General features: G+C 35.9%; 15 protein-coding genes. 11 read left to right on the top strand and 4 right to left on the bottom strand.

Annotation, left to right across the window (positions count from 1 at the left end; all coding sequences use genetic code 11):
* Positions 1 to 132: 132 nt before the first annotated feature.
* From J3D55_RS11850 to J3D55_RS11835, 4 genes are all read right to left on the bottom strand, one after another.
* Positions 133 to 714: a TetR/AcrR family transcriptional regulator gene (locus J3D55_RS11850; protein ID WP_259131325.1), complete on the bottom strand. Its 582-nt coding sequence runs from the start codon at positions 712 to 714 to the stop codon at positions 133 to 135.
* 75 nt (positions 715 to 789) lie between these two features.
* Positions 790 to 1,542 (bottom strand): SDR family oxidoreductase, encoded by a 753-nt coding sequence (locus J3D55_RS11845; RefSeq protein ID WP_259131323.1) that lies wholly within the window; start codon positions 1,540 to 1,542, stop codon positions 790 to 792.
* 180 nt (positions 1,543 to 1,722) lie between these two features.
* Positions 1,723 to 3,654 (bottom strand): sigma 54-interacting response regulator, encoded by a 1,932-nt coding sequence (locus tag J3D55_RS11840; protein ID WP_259131321.1) that lies wholly within the window; start codon positions 3,652 to 3,654, stop codon positions 1,723 to 1,725.
* A 6-nt stretch (positions 3,655 to 3,660) separates the two neighbouring features.
* Complete coding sequence (locus J3D55_RS11835) at positions 3,661 to 5,913, bottom strand: tetratricopeptide repeat-containing sensor histidine kinase (protein ID WP_259131318.1); 2,253 nt, start codon at positions 5,911 to 5,913, stop codon at positions 3,661 to 3,663.
* 234 nt (positions 5,914 to 6,147) lie between these two features.
* On the opposite strand from J3D55_RS11835, the gene J3D55_RS11830 reads away from it, so the two are divergent.
* The 11 genes from J3D55_RS11830 to J3D55_RS11780 all read left to right on the top strand — a co-directional run bounded on the left by J3D55_RS11830 (position 6,148) and on the right by J3D55_RS11780 (position 17,025).
* Positions 6,148 to 6,936 (top strand): alpha/beta hydrolase, encoded by a 789-nt coding sequence (locus J3D55_RS11830; RefSeq protein WP_259131316.1) that lies wholly within the window; start codon positions 6,148 to 6,150, stop codon positions 6,934 to 6,936.
* A gap of 31 nt (positions 6,937 to 6,967) precedes the next feature.
* Positions 6,968 to 7,978, top strand: coding sequence for an alpha/beta fold hydrolase (locus J3D55_RS11825; RefSeq protein ID WP_259131315.1), 1,011 nt, complete (start codon positions 6,968 to 6,970; stop codon positions 7,976 to 7,978).
* A 275-nt stretch (positions 7,979 to 8,253) separates the two neighbouring features.
* Positions 8,254 to 10,023 (top strand): amidohydrolase, encoded by a 1,770-nt coding sequence (locus J3D55_RS11820; RefSeq protein WP_259131313.1) that lies wholly within the window; start codon positions 8,254 to 8,256, stop codon positions 10,021 to 10,023.
* 25 nt (positions 10,024 to 10,048) lie between these two features.
* Entirely contained in the window at positions 10,049 to 10,723 is a 675-nt protein-coding gene (locus J3D55_RS11815; protein WP_259131311.1) for an MBL fold metallo-hydrolase, read from the top strand.
* Entirely contained in the window at positions 10,695 to 11,057 is a 363-nt protein-coding gene (locus J3D55_RS11810; protein WP_259131310.1) for an MBL fold metallo-hydrolase, read from the top strand. Before J3D55_RS11815 ends, J3D55_RS11810 begins: the two co-directional genes overlap by 29 nt.
* Positions 11,058 to 11,091: 34 nt before the next feature.
* A complete protein-coding gene (locus tag J3D55_RS11805) occupies positions 11,092 to 12,465 on the top strand; it encodes an alginate export family protein (protein WP_259131309.1) in 1,374 nt (457 codons plus the stop codon).
* Positions 12,466 to 12,867: 402 nt separating this feature from the next.
* Positions 12,868 to 13,347, top strand: coding sequence for a nuclear transport factor 2 family protein (locus J3D55_RS11800; RefSeq protein ID WP_259131307.1), 480 nt, complete (start codon positions 12,868 to 12,870; stop codon positions 13,345 to 13,347).
* Between the two features lie 70 nt (positions 13,348 to 13,417).
* The gene (locus J3D55_RS11795; protein WP_259131305.1) at positions 13,418 to 14,374 is read left to right on the top strand and encodes a polysaccharide deacetylase family protein; all 957 of its coding nucleotides are present in this window, start codon (positions 13,418 to 13,420) and stop codon (positions 14,372 to 14,374) included.
* Between the two features lie 258 nt (positions 14,375 to 14,632).
* Complete coding sequence (locus J3D55_RS11790) at positions 14,633 to 15,220, top strand: alpha/beta hydrolase (RefSeq protein WP_259131303.1); 588 nt, start codon at positions 14,633 to 14,635, stop codon at positions 15,218 to 15,220.
* A gap of 21 nt (positions 15,221 to 15,241) precedes the next feature.
* The gene (locus J3D55_RS11785; protein ID WP_259131302.1) at positions 15,242 to 16,087 is read left to right on the top strand and encodes an oxidoreductase; all 846 of its coding nucleotides are present in this window, start codon (positions 15,242 to 15,244) and stop codon (positions 16,085 to 16,087) included.
* Positions 16,088 to 16,428: 341 nt separating this feature from the next.
* Positions 16,429 to 17,025: a Crp/Fnr family transcriptional regulator gene (locus J3D55_RS11780; protein WP_259131301.1), complete on the top strand. Its 597-nt coding sequence runs from the start codon at positions 16,429 to 16,431 to the stop codon at positions 17,023 to 17,025.
* Positions 17,026 to 17,296: the final 271 nt, after the last annotated feature.

Raw genomic sequence — 17,296 nt, 5'->3', positions numbered from 1 at the left:
GGATGTTATAATTGCTCTTTTGTGCATATTAATAAAAGAACCGTTTAAACTTTTAGAATTAAAGTTTAAACAGTTCTAATCATAAAAACCCTCAATTAGCATGTAATTGAGGGTTTTTATTATGATCTTATTTTATAGTACAGACAGCATCGTTTTCACAATGTCGTCATATACTTGTTTATCTTTTTCGCCGCTTCGAGCCAATACTCTGATTCCTGAGTAATTGTTAAAGATAAATCGTGCCAAAACTCTGGCTTCCAGTTTTTTTGAAATCTGTCCCAAATCCTGACCTTTCTGAACGGCTTTTGTAAAAACATCTTCCATCGTTTGTCCGTTATTTTGTACAATCTTTGCGATTTCCTGATCATGCATGGCAAGTTCGATGGAGGAATTAACCATGAAACATCCTTTTGTGATTCGATCTTCTAAACTTTCGATCACTGCCTGTTTAAAAATATCATGCAATGTCTCTTTTATATTTTCAGAAGTTTCAAAAAGATGTACCACCTGATCTTGTGATTGTTTCTGATATTTTTTTAAAGATTGTGCAAATAATTTTTGCTTATCCCCAAAAGTATCATACAGGCTAGAGCGGCTCAACCCGAGATGTGTCACCAGATCCTGCGCCGAGGTGCCGTTATAACCTTTGTGCCAAAAGATCTCCATCGCTTTATCTAAAGCTTTATCTTCATTAAATTCTTTTGTTCTTGCCATGATTTTCAAAATTAGATTACTACACAAAGATAATAAAATTCAGGAACATTCATTCCGAAATTTGAGAAAAAATTTTTATACTACCGGATTAACAGTTAAACCACCATCAACAATGATTTCTGTTCCTGTAATAAATGATGCATTCTCCGAAGTAAGGAAACCAACTGTTTTTGCAATTTCGTTGGCTTGACCGAAACGTTTTAATAAAATTTTCTCTCCTAAAGCTGCACCAAAACCGTCTACTTCTTCTTTCGCCAATCCTAATTTACCATAAATCGGTGTTTCAACAGGACCGGGAGAAACTGCATTTACTCTGATTTTTCTTGAAGCTAATTCTACAGCCAAAACACGGTTTATAGATAATAACGCTGCTTTGCTTGCCGCATAAACACTGGAATTTGGCATTGCAAGGTGCGCATTTACTGAAGTATTAAAAATAATAGAACCACCGTCGTTCAGGATTGGTAATAATTTTTGAACTGTGAAATAAACTCCTTTTACATTAACATTCATAATGCTGTCATAATGTTCTTCTGAAGCTGAATCTACCGGTGCAAAAGCAGCGATTCCTGCATTTAAAAATACGATGTCTACTTTCCCGAACTGAGATGAAACCTGCTCCACAAAACTGTCGATTGATTTTAAATCGGTCTGATCTGCCTGAATTCCTGTTACACCTAATTCTGTTTCGGCTTGTTCCAGAGATTCTTTGTTTCTTCCTGTTACGATTACTTTTGCACCTTGAGCTGATAATTCTGCTGCTGCTGCAAATCCGATTCCGCTATTTCCTCCTGTTACGATAGCTACTTTGTTTTCTAAATTTTTCATTTTTTAAATTGTTTTAAATTATTGATATTGAAATTTTATAGTGCAAAGATATAATAACGGAACGTTCGTTCCAAAATAATAAATGTTAATTTTTCGTTAAATTTTTACTCGTGATTTATCTAAACCTTCAAGGTTTTAAAAACCTTGAAGGTTTCATTTTTTGTAACAATGCAGATAATTTTAATAATGATTCCGTTTAATCCCCAATTTCAGCATTTTGGAAGCAAGAGTTGTAGGCGGAACTCCAAGAATTTTGGCAGCCCCATCTTCGCCTCTTATTCTGCCACCACATTTATTCAAAACGTTGAGAATATGCATTCTTTCGTTCTCTTCAATGGTTTTATCTTGCAGAAGATCTTCGTCTTTATCGCTGTTTTTTATATTCACCGCAACCGGCAACGGGATGATATTGATGTTATCGTCTTTCGTTAAAATGACACTTCGCTCGATAAGATTTTCCAGTTCGCGTATATTTCCGGGCCAATTGTAATTGAGGAGACTTTTCAGTGATTCTGAGGATAAATGCAACTCATTCTTTTTTAGTTTTTCGCAACATTTCTTGATAAAATGCTGAGCCAAAATTCCGATATCTTCTTTTCGATCTCTTAAAGCAGGTAATTGCAACGGAAAAACACACAGTCTGTAATATAAATCAAGACGAAATTTTCCTTCCGCAACCTCTTTCTCCAGATTACGGTTGGTTGCTGCGATAATACGGATGTCAACCTTTATAGATTTGTGGCTTCCGATGCGTTCTATTTCCTTTTCCTGCAGAACGCGTAATAATTTAACCTGAATTTCCAAAGGGATCTCTCCTATCTCATCCAGAAATAAAGTTCCGTTATGAGCCTGTTCAAATTTCCCGATATGTTGGTTTATTGCTCCTGTAAAAGATCCTTTTTCATGCCCGAAAAGTTCGGTTTCGATCAAGCTTGCAGGCAATGAAGCACAGTTTATTTTTATAAAACACTGATCTTTCCTTGAAGATAATGTATGGATTGCATTGGCAATTTTTTCCTTACCGGTACCGCTTTCACCCGTTATTAATACAGTAGTATCGGTAGGCGCAACCTGACTTATAAAATCAAAAACGCTGAGCAATAACGGACTTTTACCCATAATGCCTTCAAATCCGGTTTCTGAGGAGTTTAAAGGTTCCGGTTTCTTCAAATTATCATTTTGTCTGGCAATGATATTTTCTACATTATAAATAAAATTATCCTGCAATCTTTTGCAAATCTCAAGATGTTCTTCATCAAATATCGATGGATTTTTGCTGTAAAATGAAAATGTAAATTTCCCTTTTTTAGTGATAGACAAAGGTATCGGCAAGGTAAGATTGGATTTCATACCCAAATAATTTGCCGTGATTTTATGCAGTGCAGGTTCCGTTATTTTCTTTTGAAAATCTTTACCATTGTATATGCAGATGTTGTCTTCGGTAGTTGTGTTTTTTAAAACAGCTTCCAATTCATGAAGCTTTAAATCAGTCAGTTCCTGAAAACCTTCTAATGTAATTTTCTGATATTCATTAAAACCCGTCCGCAAAAAACCGAAAAGTATGCTGTCTGTACGTTCGTCGGTCATATAGCTGGAAATCATCAGATCAAACGGAATAATCGGCTGCAATGCATTGCACATTTGATGCAGATATTCGTCCCATGTTCCGAAATTTGAAATCAGATTTTTAAGCTGTCTCTGAAAAAGCTGTTCTTTTCGGACGGAAGATTCAATATTATATTTTTGATGATATCCTGCAATCTGCATCATGATCAGCAAGTCTTTTTCCCGAAATGGCTTCACAAGAAACCCATAAGGATGAGACGCTTTTGCCTCACTCAGAATATCTTCACTCGAGTTTGCCGACAAATAAATAAAGCCTATGTTTTCTTCTTTTAAAAATTTTGCCAGATCAATCCCGGTTTCTTTTCCCATCAGGAAAATATCCAGAAGCACCAAACCGGGTTTTTCTTTGATAATGTTTTCTTTGGCATCGTTTACACTTCGCGCAATTCCTAAAACTGTGTAGCCTGCATTTTTCAGCATTAATCTTAAATGATTGGCTTCCACAAAATTATCTTCAACGATTAGGATTTTCGTACTGGTGTCCATTTTTTTTTAAATTGTAAAAATTAATTCGATTTTTGTTCCCGATTCATTGCAGATTTTAAAATCCGCCAGAATATCTTCGCTCAGTCCTTTCATTAGTTTTAAGCCTAAAGATTTGCTGTTTTCAGGGCTAATTGTTTCGGGAATTCCTATTCCGTCGTCCCAAACCGTCAGATGAAACCGTTCTTCTTCTTTCTTCAAAATGATCGTCACAACACCTTGTCTGTTTTCGGGAAAAGCATATTTTATGGAATTGGTAACGGCTTCATTTAAAATTAAACCAATAGGAACAGAATGTGACAACGGAAAATCGACCTTTTCAATATCAAGCGAAAATCTGATTTGCTTTCTCACATCGAATGAATCGGATAAATAATACGTAAGATCCAGAATATACGACGGCATATCGATCATCGAAAGGTTTTCCGACTGATACAATTTATCATGAATCATCGACATCGATTCTACCCTTCTCTGGCTCTCCAAATTGGCATCAATCGCTTCATGACCCTGTAAATATTCGTTTTGACTTGCCAATAATCCTACCACCATGTGCAGATTATTTTTTACCCGGTGATGAATCTCTCGCAACAGCCACTCCTTCTCATGAATGGCATTTTTTAACGAAATATTACTTTGTCTGATTTGATCTTGCTGTTCTTTAAGAATAAGATTATTTTTTTGCTTTGACTGATACGCTCTGTACAGAAAATAAATAGAAGCCAAAAGAATCACAAACCCTGCAAACATGATATTCCGGATCAAAGAGGCTTTCTCAAGGTTGCCATTCTGGATGATAGATTCGCTTTTTAGGTTGGTAATGTATTTGTCTTTTTTTTCGGTTTCGTAGAGTACATTCAGCTTATTGATTTCATTTGATTTTTTTTCGTCAAAATATCTTTTATTAAACCTCACATATTCCTTATAATGCATCAATGCAGGTTTTAGATAGCCTTTCGCTGAATCAATTTTAAATTCCCAAAGGTTATAATCGGCATAATAACTGTCTTTATTGAGTTTTTTGCAGACATTCAGGTGCAATTTATTATAATAAACCGCCTTTTCATAGTCTTTTAAAGCAAGATTTAAATCAATTAAAGTCGTATAAATAAAAACCAAAATATCATAATCATGAACTTCCTCAATCTTCGAAATTATTTTCGTTTGGTACGGCAACGCCTTTCCATACTGCTTTTTATGAACATAAATCCTGATTAATGTACAATCGAGCTTAAAGGAATTCGTCGTATCGATTTTCGGATATTCCTTTTTTATATCTGTTATTAATGTTAAAGCCTTGTTATACTCTCCATTTTTAAGCAACGCACGGGAAATATTACCTACGATAGCTCGAATGTCTTTAATATTATTAAAATCTTCAGCCACTTTTAATGATTTTTCGTAATACTGTAATGCATTTTGATAATCATTCATTTCTTCATAAGCCAAGCCAATTCTATTGTAAATTGTACATAAAAATGTCTTTTTGTCACCTATTTTTTCAGCGGTATCAAGAGCAAGAAACCCATACTTCAATCCTTCCTTGTAATCTCCCAAAAACATATAGGTAGCTCCCAGAAGATCATAGATGCCATCTAATTTTTTATAATGTGATTGCTGGTAAAAGGGTAACGCTTTTTTTAAACAGTTTAATGCTTCCTTTCCGTTTCCCATTAAAAGATAAATGTCACCCATTTCCTTATAACAATCTCCCAGACGTCTTTTATTGTTTGATTTCGCAAAATATTCAGCAGCTTTTTTCAGGTAAAAAATACGGTCTTCATACTTCATTCCCATCAGCGTTTTGCTGGACCAAATCATCACCCAGGATTCTCCGAGCAGATCATATTCTTCACTGCCATCCAGAATATTTATCGCAGCAGACGCGTATGAATAGCTTTTATTGAAATGATTATCATGCTGTTCGAGCATAGAAAGTATCAGATAAGATGCACCTATACCTTTTGTATATTTAAGTGTTTTGCTTAATGTAAAAGCTTGTTTTGCGTATACTATTGATTTTGAAACCGGCTCAATATTGTATTTATCTCTTTCATAATAGTAATTGCTTAAAGACAAAAACAAATCGACTTTATCTTTATCATCTTCATCTGATTTCAAACGTCGCTCTGCAGAAAAAGCCTCTTCATTGGTCTTAAAAATACTTTGCGCACCCACAAATAACGGAGCCAAAACGAAAATATACGTAAGGATATATCTGCTTACATAGAAGCATGGTCGTATTAGTTTTTGAGGTACCATATTCAGGGGTAAAATATTAGACTAATTTACGATTTAATCCTCTGCAACACATCTGTTGATCAGAAAAAAATTACATTTTTTATACAACGAAAACCAATTACTTTTTTTCGTTTTACGACGAAATATAGTTGGCTAAAATATTATGAATTTAATACAAATAATTGATTATTAATGAATTAAAAACTACGCCCGATTTTTGTCTGTTATCATCCATAACAACCTAATCACTCAAATATGCAAACTGATAACCGAAAAACAATCCTTTTTATAACCGGAGCGTTCGTCAGCAACGACTGTTGGAACGAATGGGGAGATTTTTTTGACAATAAAGGATACAAAACCATTGCTCCGGCTTGGCCTTTTAAAGATGCTTCACCCGAAGTGCTCCGAAAAAGACATCCAGATCCGGAAGTGGCTTCTATCCGACTAACACAGCTCATTGAACATTACGAAAAAATTGCAATATCGATGCCTGAAAAACCCATTATCATCGGTCATTCAATTGGTGGTCTTATTGCCCAAATCTTAAATCAAAAAGGACTGGCTTCTGCCATTGTTGCCATTCATTCTGTTCCTCCGCAAGGGATCATGACCTTTAAGTTTTCTTTTTTTAAAGCTGGTTGGGGACCGCTCGGATTTTTTACCTCGACTAAGAAAACGTTTCTCATGAGTTTTTCACAGTGGCAATATGCGTTTGCGAATGGACTCCCTGTTGAGTGGCAGGAAAAAGGCTATCAACAACTCGCAATTCCGGAATCCAAGCTTGTTGTTCGCGACACGATAACGGCAGCTGCGAAAGTAGATTTTACTACGCCGCACAATCCGATATTATTGATTGCAGGTGATAATGACCATACCATTCCGTCTCAGTTGAATCATGATAACTATAAAAAATACACCGATAAAAATTCGGTAACCGACTATAAAGTTTTCCCCGGCAGAAACCACTTCGTTTTAGGACAGCCGGGATGGCAGGAAATCGCAGTTTACATTTTAGAATGGCTTCAAAAACAGAAAAATTAATATAATCAATAACATATTTAAATTAATAATTATGAAATCAATTTCAAAAAAAATCGGGCAAAAAAGCAGAATGCTTTTCGTAAGCCTATTCGCAATGGTATTTTTAATGCTGACTGCATGTGATAAAAAAGGAGAACCTGCAAAATCTGACGCCCAGTCAACGGAACAGCCTGTTGTAGGATCTGAAACAAAACCGGCAGATCCGCCTGCAAATTTCAAACATCAGACGGCTTTAGTTAATGGTGTAAATATCCATTATGTAATCGGAGGACAAGGCGAACCTCTTGTATTGATCCACGGTTTTGGGCAAAACTGGTATATGTGGAATCGTTTGCTTCCTGAGCTTTCAAAACATTTCACCGTGATCGCACCGGATTTAAGAGGTGTTGGTGAATCTGACAAACCAGAAGGAGGTTACGACAAGAAAAACATGGCAAAAGACATTCATGAATTGGTAAAAAAATTAGGCTACAACAATATCAATCTTGCGGGACACGACATCGGATTGATGGTTGCTTACGCGTACGCCGCACAATACGGAACCGAAGTAAAAAAAGTAGCTTTAATGGATGCTTTACTTCCGGGTATAGAACCCGTTTGGTCTAAAGTTTCGGCTTCGGCTTGGTGGTTCGGATTTTTTGCATGGCCGGCTTCAGGAGACATCGTTAAAGGAAAAGAAAAAGAATTTTTAACTAATTTCTGGCCAATGGTAGGACACGTAAAAGATCCTTTCACACCAGAAGAAACAGCTGAATTCGTAAGAGCTTATGCCGTTAAAGACGCTGCAAAATCAAGCTTCAAATGGTTCGGAAATTTCCCACAGGACGGGAAAGACAATCTGGTTTTCGCAAAAACAAAACTTAAAATGCCTTTACTGGCAATGGGCGGAGAATATTTTGCAGCAGCATTCCTTAAAGACCATTCAAAATTGGTGGCTGAAAATGTAACAGAGGCTAAAATTGCAGGTTCCGGTCACTGGTTGGTTCAGGAAAATACACCTCAGGTTCAAAAAGATTTATTGGCATTTTTCCTTGCAAAATAAGATCCCGATATAAAAATTATTCACTCCCCTTTTACCGTTGGAAATCGCAAAGCGTAAATTATTAAAACTGTTTTTAAAGCAAAAGATTGTATGTATGCTAAAATTTTGCCCCGAAAAAATAGCTGAAAATCTTTTGTCACATGGAGCCTGTCGAAGTGTTCTAACTCCTTAAAAGCTCAATAATAGTAAAAATTTGCGTCTTTGCGATCCCAACAAAAACCTTCTCTTATTCTTTAATAAAACTTTAAAGAAACAGACCAGTTAAACCTAAAAAAATGAAACGAATATCTCTACTCCTACTATTTTTCTTTGGTCTGCTGATACAGTCTCAGGAAAAAGCAGATCTGATTGTTTTCAACGGAAAAATTGCAACGATGCAAAAATCAGACGAATTTGTTCAGGCGATTGCCACAAAAGACGGAATTATTCTGGCAACAGGAACCTCAAAAAATATTTTAAACACTTATAAAACTGCAACAACCAAAGTCATTGATGCTAAAGGAAAAACGGTTGTTCCTGGGTTAAATGACAGTCATATTCATGTGATTCGTGAAGGCTTAAATTATAATTCCGAATTGCGTTGGGACGGTGTAAAAACCTTAAAAAAAGCCATGGAAATGCTGAAAGAACAGGCAGCAAGAACGCCGAAAGGAGTCTGGATTAAAGTGATCGGTGGCTGGAATGAATTCGGATTTGAGGAAAAAAGACAACCGACAATCGCCGAAATAAATGCAGCAGTTCCCGACAAACCTGTTTTCATCACCTATTTATATGGTAAAGCTTTTTTAAACAAAAAAGGAATCGAAGTTTTGGGCTATACCAAAGACACACATTATGAAGGTAGTGTTCTTGAGCAGGATAAAAACGGAAATTTAACCGGATTAATGTTTGCGAAAGAAACTCCGAAAGCCATTTATACGACTTTAGGATTAACTACAAAATTGACTCCTGAAGAAAGAATTAACAGTTCGCTTCAGTTTAATCGTGAACTCAATCGATTTGGATTGACTTCTGTGATTGATGCTGCAGGAGGTTCTCAAAATTTCCCTGCAGATTATACAACTTCAATGGAATTGGCAAAACAAGGGAAGCTGAATCTTAGAATTTCCTATTATTTATTTGCGCAACAAAAAGGAAAAGAGCTTCAGGATTACGAAAAATGGGTTGCCGAAACAGTGATCAATAAAAATGACAATCTTTTGGTCGCGAATGGTTATACCGAAGAAGGCGCAGGAGAAAATATCGTGGCTTCCGCTGCGGATTTTGAAAATTTTTTAGAGCCAAGAATTGTTCTTTCCGATGATATGGAAAAAGATTTAGAACCCATTATCAGACTTCTTGTTAAAAACAGATGGCCGTTCAGACTTCATGCGACTTACGGCGAATCGATTGACCGAATGCTGAATGTTTTTGAAAAAGTAAATAAAGAAATTCCATTTAATGGGTTACGATGGTTTTTCGATCATGCCGAAACCATTACACCTCAAGAATTAGAAAGAGTAAAAGCTCTGAATGGTGGAATTGCGGTTCAATTCAGAATGTATTTTCAGGGAGAATTGTATGAAAAAATGTATGGCGCGCCAAAAACTCAGCTCCCTCCTATTAAAAAAATGCTGGAAATGGGAATTCCTGTCGGAATGGGAACCGATGCAACCAGAATTTCCACCTATAATCCGTGGATGGCAATGCACTGGCTGATTACAGGAAAAACATTAGGCGGAATGCAGTTCTGGCCAAAAGATCAGATTTTGGATAAGTTTACAGCTCTTCAATTGTACACTTCAGGAAGCGCTTGGTTTTCTGGTGAAGAAAAAGACAAAGGCAAATTAATAAAAGGAATGTATGCCGATTTCTCCATTTTATCGGAAGATTATTTCACTCTTCCTAATGATAAAGTCCGAAATATCGAATCTGATTTAACGGTTGTGAATGGGAAAGTTGTTTACGGCGCAAGAGATTTTAAATCACTCGATCCAGCCATAGATCCTGTAATTCCGGAATGGTCGCCTGTAAAATACTTTGGCGGTTATATTCCAAAAAAATAAGAAGAAATTCAAAAATAAATACCTTATGAAAACTCAAAATATAATTTTACTACTGATCTTGTTTTTTTTCGGCAATACAACTTACGCACAGTTTGCGATGCCCGATCACGTACCGATTTGGGATGCCAATAAAGTCACTTTAAAATTGCATAAAATCTCAGAAAATGTCTACGCCGTTTCACCCAATACAACTGAAACCGAAACCACAAAAGGAATTCCACAGGCAACTTCTGCCGGATTTATTGTGGGGGATAAAGGTGTTTTACTGATCGAAACGATGTTGAGCAAAGGATTGTACGATCAACTTTACAAACTGATACGATCTGTCACCCCAAAACCTATTGTTTATGCGATCAATACAAGCGATCACGGCGATCATTGTTTTGGAAATTATTTGCTACCGAAAGAAACTATTGTGATTCAGAATGAATTCTGCAAAGAAAATCTTGCTAAAAATTACGATAATATCAAACAGTTTATGATCGCTCTTTTCGGCAAAGGACGCGGAATAGAAGAAAGCGTGTATCGTCCTGCAGATCTTACGATTGCCATTAATCAGACCATGAAAATTGACATGGGAAAAGGAAATATCGTGGAGGTCATTAATGTTGGAAACTGCACAATCTCCAGCCGATCTTTTTGTCTATCTGAAATCGCCTTCGGGAAATGTTTTGTGGGCAGGAAATCCTTTTATTGCTGAAAGTCCGGCTATTCCGTGGTTGTTTGACGGTTATTTTTTAGAACCCGTAAAAAACCTCAACAAAATCTATAACATGATTTCTGATAAAGACATTGTAGTTCCCGGACACGGCAGAATTACCAACAAAGCAGGAATTAAATATACCATTGATTACGTGACAGCTTTGCAGACTAATGTAGAAAATGCCGTAAAAAAAGGACTCACTTTGGAACAAACAAAAGCGGCTGTAACGATGAAAGAATTTGATAAAGGATATGAACTTTTCAACTGGCTGCATTTCAATTTTAATATTCCGAATGCCTATAAAGACATTAAACAAAATGAGAGCAAGTAGGTATCTGTAATAGGTAATTATTAAAAAAACGATCATGAAAAATAAACTGTTATTACTGCCTTTATTGATTTCATTATCATATTATGCACAGGAATATCCGGCTTTTAAGTCGCTTCGGTATGATGAAGATTACAGTTTTCTTAAAAAAGATTCTACAAAAGATAATTGGTACAAAACCATGAAATTTTTGCCATTAAATGAGTCAAAAAGCACGTATCTAAGTTTCGGGGGCGATATAAGATTTCAATATTTCTATGCTAACAATGAAAACTGGGGCGACGGACCGCAAGATAGTGACGGTTATATATTGTCACGATATTTATTTCATGCAGATTTTCATGCCGGAAAATATTTCAGAGCGTTTGTTCAGGCGCAAAGCAGTTTGGCAGACGGAAGAATCGATCCGAGTCCTGTAGATCAGAATTCGCTGGATCTGCATCAGGCTTTTGCAGATTTTACTATCATTAATGAAGGCGGCAAAAAATTGATTGTAAGAGCCGGAAGACAAGAACTTTCCTACGGATCACAGCGTTTGGCGGCTGTAAGAGAAGGCCCGAACAACAGACAGTCTTTTGACGGGGTAAAAGTGATGACCGGAAAAGAAAATATGACCGCAGATTTGTTTTATACACATTATGTTGTAGCACGTGATGGTATTTTTGACGATCAATCGAATCAGGATCGTCAATTTTGGGGCAGTTATTTGGTATTTAACAAAGTACCGTTTATAAAAAATATTGATGTTTATTATTTAGGATATAAAAGAGCCAACGCTAATTTTGATGATGCGACGGGAAAAGAAATCCGCCATTCGCTGGGAACAAGAATTTGGGGAAAATCCGGAGACTGGCGCTACGACGGAGAAGCTGTTTATCAGTTTGGGGATGTTGCAGATAAAAATATCAGTGCATGGACCGCTTCTATTAATGCGGGATACCGTTTTAATTCGGTAAAATTTCATCCGGAAATAGGTTTTAAAACGGAGGTCATAAGTGGTGATAAAACACAAGGCGATTCGAAATTGCAGACTTTTAATCCCCTTTTTCCGAGAGGCGCTTATTTTGGATTGGCTTCTGTGATCGGACCTTCAAATCTTATTGATTTTCATCCTTCATTAAGCTTTGAAATTACGAAAAACATCGACTGGGTACTTGATTACGATATGTTTTGGAGATACAGCAGCAACGATGGAATTTATGCGCCGAACACCTCATTAATTTATCCCGGAAATACGACAACAGATAAGAAAATCGGAAATCAGTTTGAAACCGAAATTATATGGGAACCGAATCAGTTTCTTTATTTCAGATTGGAAGGAACATGGTTTCAGGCTAAAAATTATATAAAAGCTTCAGGAATGGGTAAAAATATATTCTTTACGGGACTTACGATGCAGCTTCATTTTTAAACATTAAAGCTGTTTAAACAAATAAAAACTTAACCGCAAAAGAGGCAAAAGCTATTAGTAATGTGTTATTATTTTACTTATTGAGAAAACAAAAGGTAATAAAAGAACAAAAATTAAAGATTTTTAAACGCAAAGCTTTAATTCACTATTAATTTAATGTAAGTGAGCAAAGATGAATCAACAAGTTGATTTTGATGAAGCACTGTTTTCATGCTTTGCGAAGCAAATTTTATTTGCCTTTGCTTTCTAAAATAAAGCGGGATGTAAAAATATCTTTGCGTTAAAAATAATAAAGGATTCCATTTGAAAGAAGCTTCAAGTCTTTCAATACAAAAATTTGTAATGTAAAATTTAAACAGGCTCTAATTCAATAAAAATAATTAAAACTAAAACCCAACGGTCATGAAAACGATACAATTAATTATCATCCTCTTATTTCTTGGTTTTTCTGCACAAATACAGGCACAAAATTATTCCGAAGAGGAAATCAAAACCAAACAAACCGCAGAAAAGTTTTTTGAATATGTCGGAACAAAAGATCCTGAAAAAATTTCTTCGGTAATCGCTGAAAAAGTAGACTGGTATATTTTCGAATCTAAATATATGCCGTGGACGGGACATCGTAGCAAGAGAGCAGAAATTGCAGAACTTTTCAAAACCCTCTTCACTTATTTTGTTGAAGGTTCGGATAAATTCGAAGCCCAATCTTTCTTATTACGAGGAAATGAAGTAGCCGTTTTCGGATTTGTGGAAAGAACGGTAAAGAAAACCGGAAAGCATTTTAAGATGCCATTTGCCATGCATATGACGATTAAAGATCAACTTATCAGTCAGTTTGCGATGTATGAGGAGACTTTAATTATAGAGAAAGCATTTCAATAAATTCTTAATTGCTACTGCATTGTTTCAAATCATTACATAAATAACCTCAACTCAAAAAAAATTAAATAAGATGAGTGACAGAAGAGATTTCATTAAAAAAAGCAGTTTAATCGGGATTGCAGGATTGGTAAATCCGATCACAACCTTTGCAGCACCTTTTCAGATAAAACAAAATACGAAGACAGAAGTAGAAAACTCTAAATGGGCAGATGGATCTCGTTTGGTGGTTTCTGTTTCGATGCAGTTTGAAGCCGGTGGTCAACCTGACAATGCAGAAAGTCCGTTTCCCAGAAATATGGAGAAAGGATATGTAGATTTGCCCTCTTCCACTTGGTACGAATACGGATACAAAGAAGGAATTCCGCGTATGCTGGATAATTGGGATCAACTTGGCATTAAAGTAACATCGCATATGGTAGGAACTGCAGTATTGAAAAATCCCGCTCTGGCAAAGGAAATCGTAGACAGAGGTCATGAAGCTGCTGCCCACGGAATGAGCTGGAGCACACAATATAATTTACCTTACGAAAAAGAAAAGAAATTTATAAAAGACGGCGCCGATGCCATTAAAAAGACAACAGGTTTTACTCCTGTCGGATATAATGCAAACTGGCTTCGCAGAGGTAAAAATACCATTAAAATTTTACAGGAACTCGGCTTCAAATATCATATTGATGATCTCAGTCGGGATGAGCCATTTATTATCAAAGTAAACAATAAAGACTTTGCAGTTGTGCCTTATACAGTGCGTTGCAATGATATTCTGCTCATAGAAGGTAAAAATTTTTCTGTGGATCAGTTTATTAATCAGGTGAAAGCAGAATTTGATCAATTATACAAAGAAAGTGAAAGCAAAAGAAGACAACTCTCCATCAGCTTTCATGACCGGATTGGCGGAACTCCTCAAATGGTGAAAGTTACGGCAGATTTAATAAAATATATTCAGGAGCATAAAGGAGTTGCTTTTAAACGTAAAGATGAAATTGCAGAAATGACATTAAGTGATAAAACCATTATCAGAGAATAATTATCGCTGTAATGCATTCAAAAAAAATAAGAAATTAATATTTAAATACTATAGTTATGAAAAACATTTTAAAAACAAGAAAATCAACCGGTTCATATTGGCTTACCTTTCTGATTATGATCGTGTTTTTTGCTTCATTTACTCCATTAAATGCACAGCAAAAAGTTAAAAATATTGTCTTGGTACATGGTGCTTTTGCCGATGGATCCGGTTGGGAAGGTGTCTATAAAATACTCATAAAAAAAGGTTATCATGTAAGTGTTGTCGGAAACCCTGATACCGGACTTGCTGATGATGCTGAAGCAACCAGAAGAGTTTCTGGAACGTCAGGACGGCCCTACGATTTTGGTAGGACATTCTTACGGAGGGGCGATCATTACGGAAATAGGCTTAGAAAAAAACGTGGTCGGACTTGTTTTTGTTGCCGCTTTCGTTCCTGATACAGGAGAATCGTTGATGCAGCTTGCACAATCGGGACCGCCGTCTCCAAATTCGGGTATTCTGCCTCCTCAAAGCGGATTTTTATGGTATGATAAAGCAAAATTCCATTCAGGTTTTTGTGCCGATCTTAGTGCCGAAAAAGCTGCCTTTATGTTTGACTCACAAGTTCCTGTAGCGGTTTCAGCTTTTCAGGCAACCATTACTAAAGCAGCCTGGAAAACAAAACCAAGTTGGTACGTTGTGGCTTCACAGGATCAGACTATTCCACCGGACGGTCAACGTTTTATGGCAAAACGCGCCAATGCAAAGGTTACAGAAATTAAAGGAAGTCATGTCGTGTTTATTTCTCAACCAGCGGCAGTTGCAGCTGTCATTGAGAATGCGGCAAATTCAGCTTTAAAATAAATTATAAATAAATATCAGAAAATGAAAAATCAGGAAAAAACATGGTTCATTACAGGAACTTCTCAAGGCATCGGACTTGTTCTGGTAAAGCAATTACTGGAAAAAGGATATAATGTAGCCGCAACCGCCCGAAATATTGAAACATTAAAAAAGGCAGTCGGAATTTCGTCGCCGCAGTTTCTTCCATTAGAAGTTAATCTAATTGATGAAAACAGTGTCAAACAAGCTGTAGAAAATACAATTGCGCAATTTGGTTCCATTGAATATTTAGTAAATAATGCAGGATATGGCTTAATTGGAGGCATTGAAGAAAGTTCAGACACTGAAGTTCGTGCTAATTTTGACGTGAATGTCTTTGGATTACTGAACGTAACCCGAGCCGTATTGCCTTATATGCGAAAGGCAGAATTTGGTCATATCATTAATCTCTCCTCTGTTTTTGGCTTAATTGCAGGAGCAGGTTGGGGAATTTACTGCGGTACCAAATTTGCCGTAGAAGGACTTTCGGAAGCCCTTTCTCAGGAGGTTAAACCTTTCGGAATTCATGTTACCATTATAGAACCGGGTTATGTACGAACCAATTTCTTAAACAGCACGTCGCTTATAGCCGCAGCCAATCCTATTGATTCTTACACCAGTATTCGCGATGGTGTCGACGCTCATCAAAATGATATTCCCGGTAAACAGTTGGGAGATCCTGATAAAGTGGCAGATCTCATTTTTCAAGTGACTCAGAATCCGGAACCTCCTCTTCGCTTATTGACGGGATCTGATGCTTATGGATTTGCAAACTATAAGATCGATTCGCTGAAAAATGAAATCGAAGCCAATAAAGAACTTACTTTTTCAACGGATTTTAAGGAGTAATTGATGAGGTGTTCATTTCGTTATGTAACAGCAAAATATTAAATAAAAATAACGCCAATGATTGTTCAGTGGCGTTATTTCGTATTTGTGAATAAACTATTATCAGATTGATTTTTCTTTCTGACGATCAGATGGACATTAAAAATTCCAATTTCAGATGGGTCTGTTTAAAAGTTTTTAATTTCTAAAAACGCTTTCTATTCATTATTTTAGAATTGCTAAATAAGCATAAATAAAGTTTTATAATTATGTGGTATGTAAAAAGTAAATCTGGTACGCTTTCTGTATTCCAATTTTTGCCAATTTATTAAATATTTATTTTCAACCATAAAACTTATATTATGATAATTTCTGAAGATTTATTATTTGCCTATGGCGCCGAATATGAAATGTATGAATCGAACGAAATCATTTTTCATGAAGGCAGTTTACCTAGATTTTATTTTCAGATTGTAACCGGCACTGTAGAATTAAACAATTACCATGAAGACGGAAAAGAATTTACCCAAAACATCCTTTCTAATGGACAAAGTTTGGGAGAATCTTTACTTTTCAACGACAGACCTTATCCAATGAGTGCTGTTGCCAAAACGAGTTGCAGTGTTCTGAAACTCTCCAAAAATGATTTTTTAAGCTTACTCAGCCAGAATCCCAAAACGTCATTTGATTTATTCAAATGTTTATCAGACAGGCTGTATTACAAGTATCTGATGCTTTTTAATGTATCCTCTAATGATCCTTTATTTAAAATTAAATCATTGATGAACTACCTTAAGGATTATAATATCCATAATGAACCCTACTCATTTCAGCTTCCTCTTACCCGTCAACAGATGGCTAATCTTACAGGACTTCGGATAGAAACTGTAATCAGATATGTAAAAAAATTAGAAAATGAAAAAGTCTTAAAAATTGAAAATGGTAAAATATTTTATTAGTTAAACTCCATTTAAAATAGAAGTATTCTTTTGTCCTTTCCTGAATAATGAAATTGGCAGAGAATCTTAATTCATTTATCTTTACCGAACAAAAAGCTATAAAAATAAAAGAAGATTAATTGAATGGATAATTTATTAAGTATTGTATCGGTCATCTCCCTGTTCATTTCATTTTTTTTGGCATTTTTCCTGTTGACTGTTAAAACACAACACAAATTCAGCAACCGTCTTTTTGCTTTTTTCCTGCTCATTACTGCGATTGATACGAGCG

The organism is Chryseobacterium ginsenosidimutans, from assembly GCF_024807225.1.
GTDB lineage: Bacteria > Bacteroidota > Bacteroidia > Flavobacteriales > Weeksellaceae > Chryseobacterium > Chryseobacterium ginsenosidimutans.
The sequence above is the reverse complement of the archived record's forward strand: the minus strand, read 5'-3'. Positions and strand labels throughout refer to the sequence as shown.

What these genes read in the sequence shown, in the direction of transcription:
- J3D55_RS11850 (WP_259131325.1), bottom strand. Translation starts at nt 714, where the DNA reads ATGGCAAGAACAAAAGAATTTAATGAAGATAAAGCTTTAGATAAAGCG.
- J3D55_RS11845 (WP_259131323.1), bottom strand. Translation starts at nt 1,542, where the DNA reads ATGAAAAATTTAGAAAACAAAGTAGCTATCGTAACAGGAGGAAATAGC.
- J3D55_RS11840 (WP_259131321.1), bottom strand. Translation starts at nt 3,654, where the DNA reads ATGGACACCAGTACGAAAATCCTAATCGTTGAAGATAATTTTGTGGAA.
- J3D55_RS11835 (WP_259131318.1), bottom strand. Translation starts at nt 5,913, where the DNA reads ATGGTACCTCAAAAACTAATACGACCATGCTTCTATGTAAGCAGATAT.
- J3D55_RS11830 (WP_259131316.1), top strand. Translation starts at nt 6,148, where the DNA reads ATGCAAACTGATAACCGAAAAACAATCCTTTTTATAACCGGAGCGTTC.
- J3D55_RS11825 (WP_259131315.1), top strand. Translation starts at nt 6,968, where the DNA reads ATGAAATCAATTTCAAAAAAAATCGGGCAAAAAAGCAGAATGCTTTTC.
- J3D55_RS11820 (WP_259131313.1), top strand. Translation starts at nt 8,254, where the DNA reads ATGAAACGAATATCTCTACTCCTACTATTTTTCTTTGGTCTGCTGATA.
- J3D55_RS11815 (WP_259131311.1), top strand. Translation starts at nt 10,049, where the DNA reads ATGAAAACTCAAAATATAATTTTACTACTGATCTTGTTTTTTTTCGGC.
- J3D55_RS11805 (WP_259131309.1), top strand. Translation starts at nt 11,092, where the DNA reads ATGAAAAATAAACTGTTATTACTGCCTTTATTGATTTCATTATCATAT.
- J3D55_RS11800 (WP_259131307.1), top strand. Translation starts at nt 12,868, where the DNA reads ATGAAAACGATACAATTAATTATCATCCTCTTATTTCTTGGTTTTTCT.
- J3D55_RS11795 (WP_259131305.1), top strand. Translation starts at nt 13,418, where the DNA reads ATGAGTGACAGAAGAGATTTCATTAAAAAAAGCAGTTTAATCGGGATT.
- J3D55_RS11785 (WP_259131302.1), top strand. Translation starts at nt 15,242, where the DNA reads ATGAAAAATCAGGAAAAAACATGGTTCATTACAGGAACTTCTCAAGGC.
- J3D55_RS11780 (WP_259131301.1), top strand. Translation starts at nt 16,429, where the DNA reads ATGATAATTTCTGAAGATTTATTATTTGCCTATGGCGCCGAATATGAA.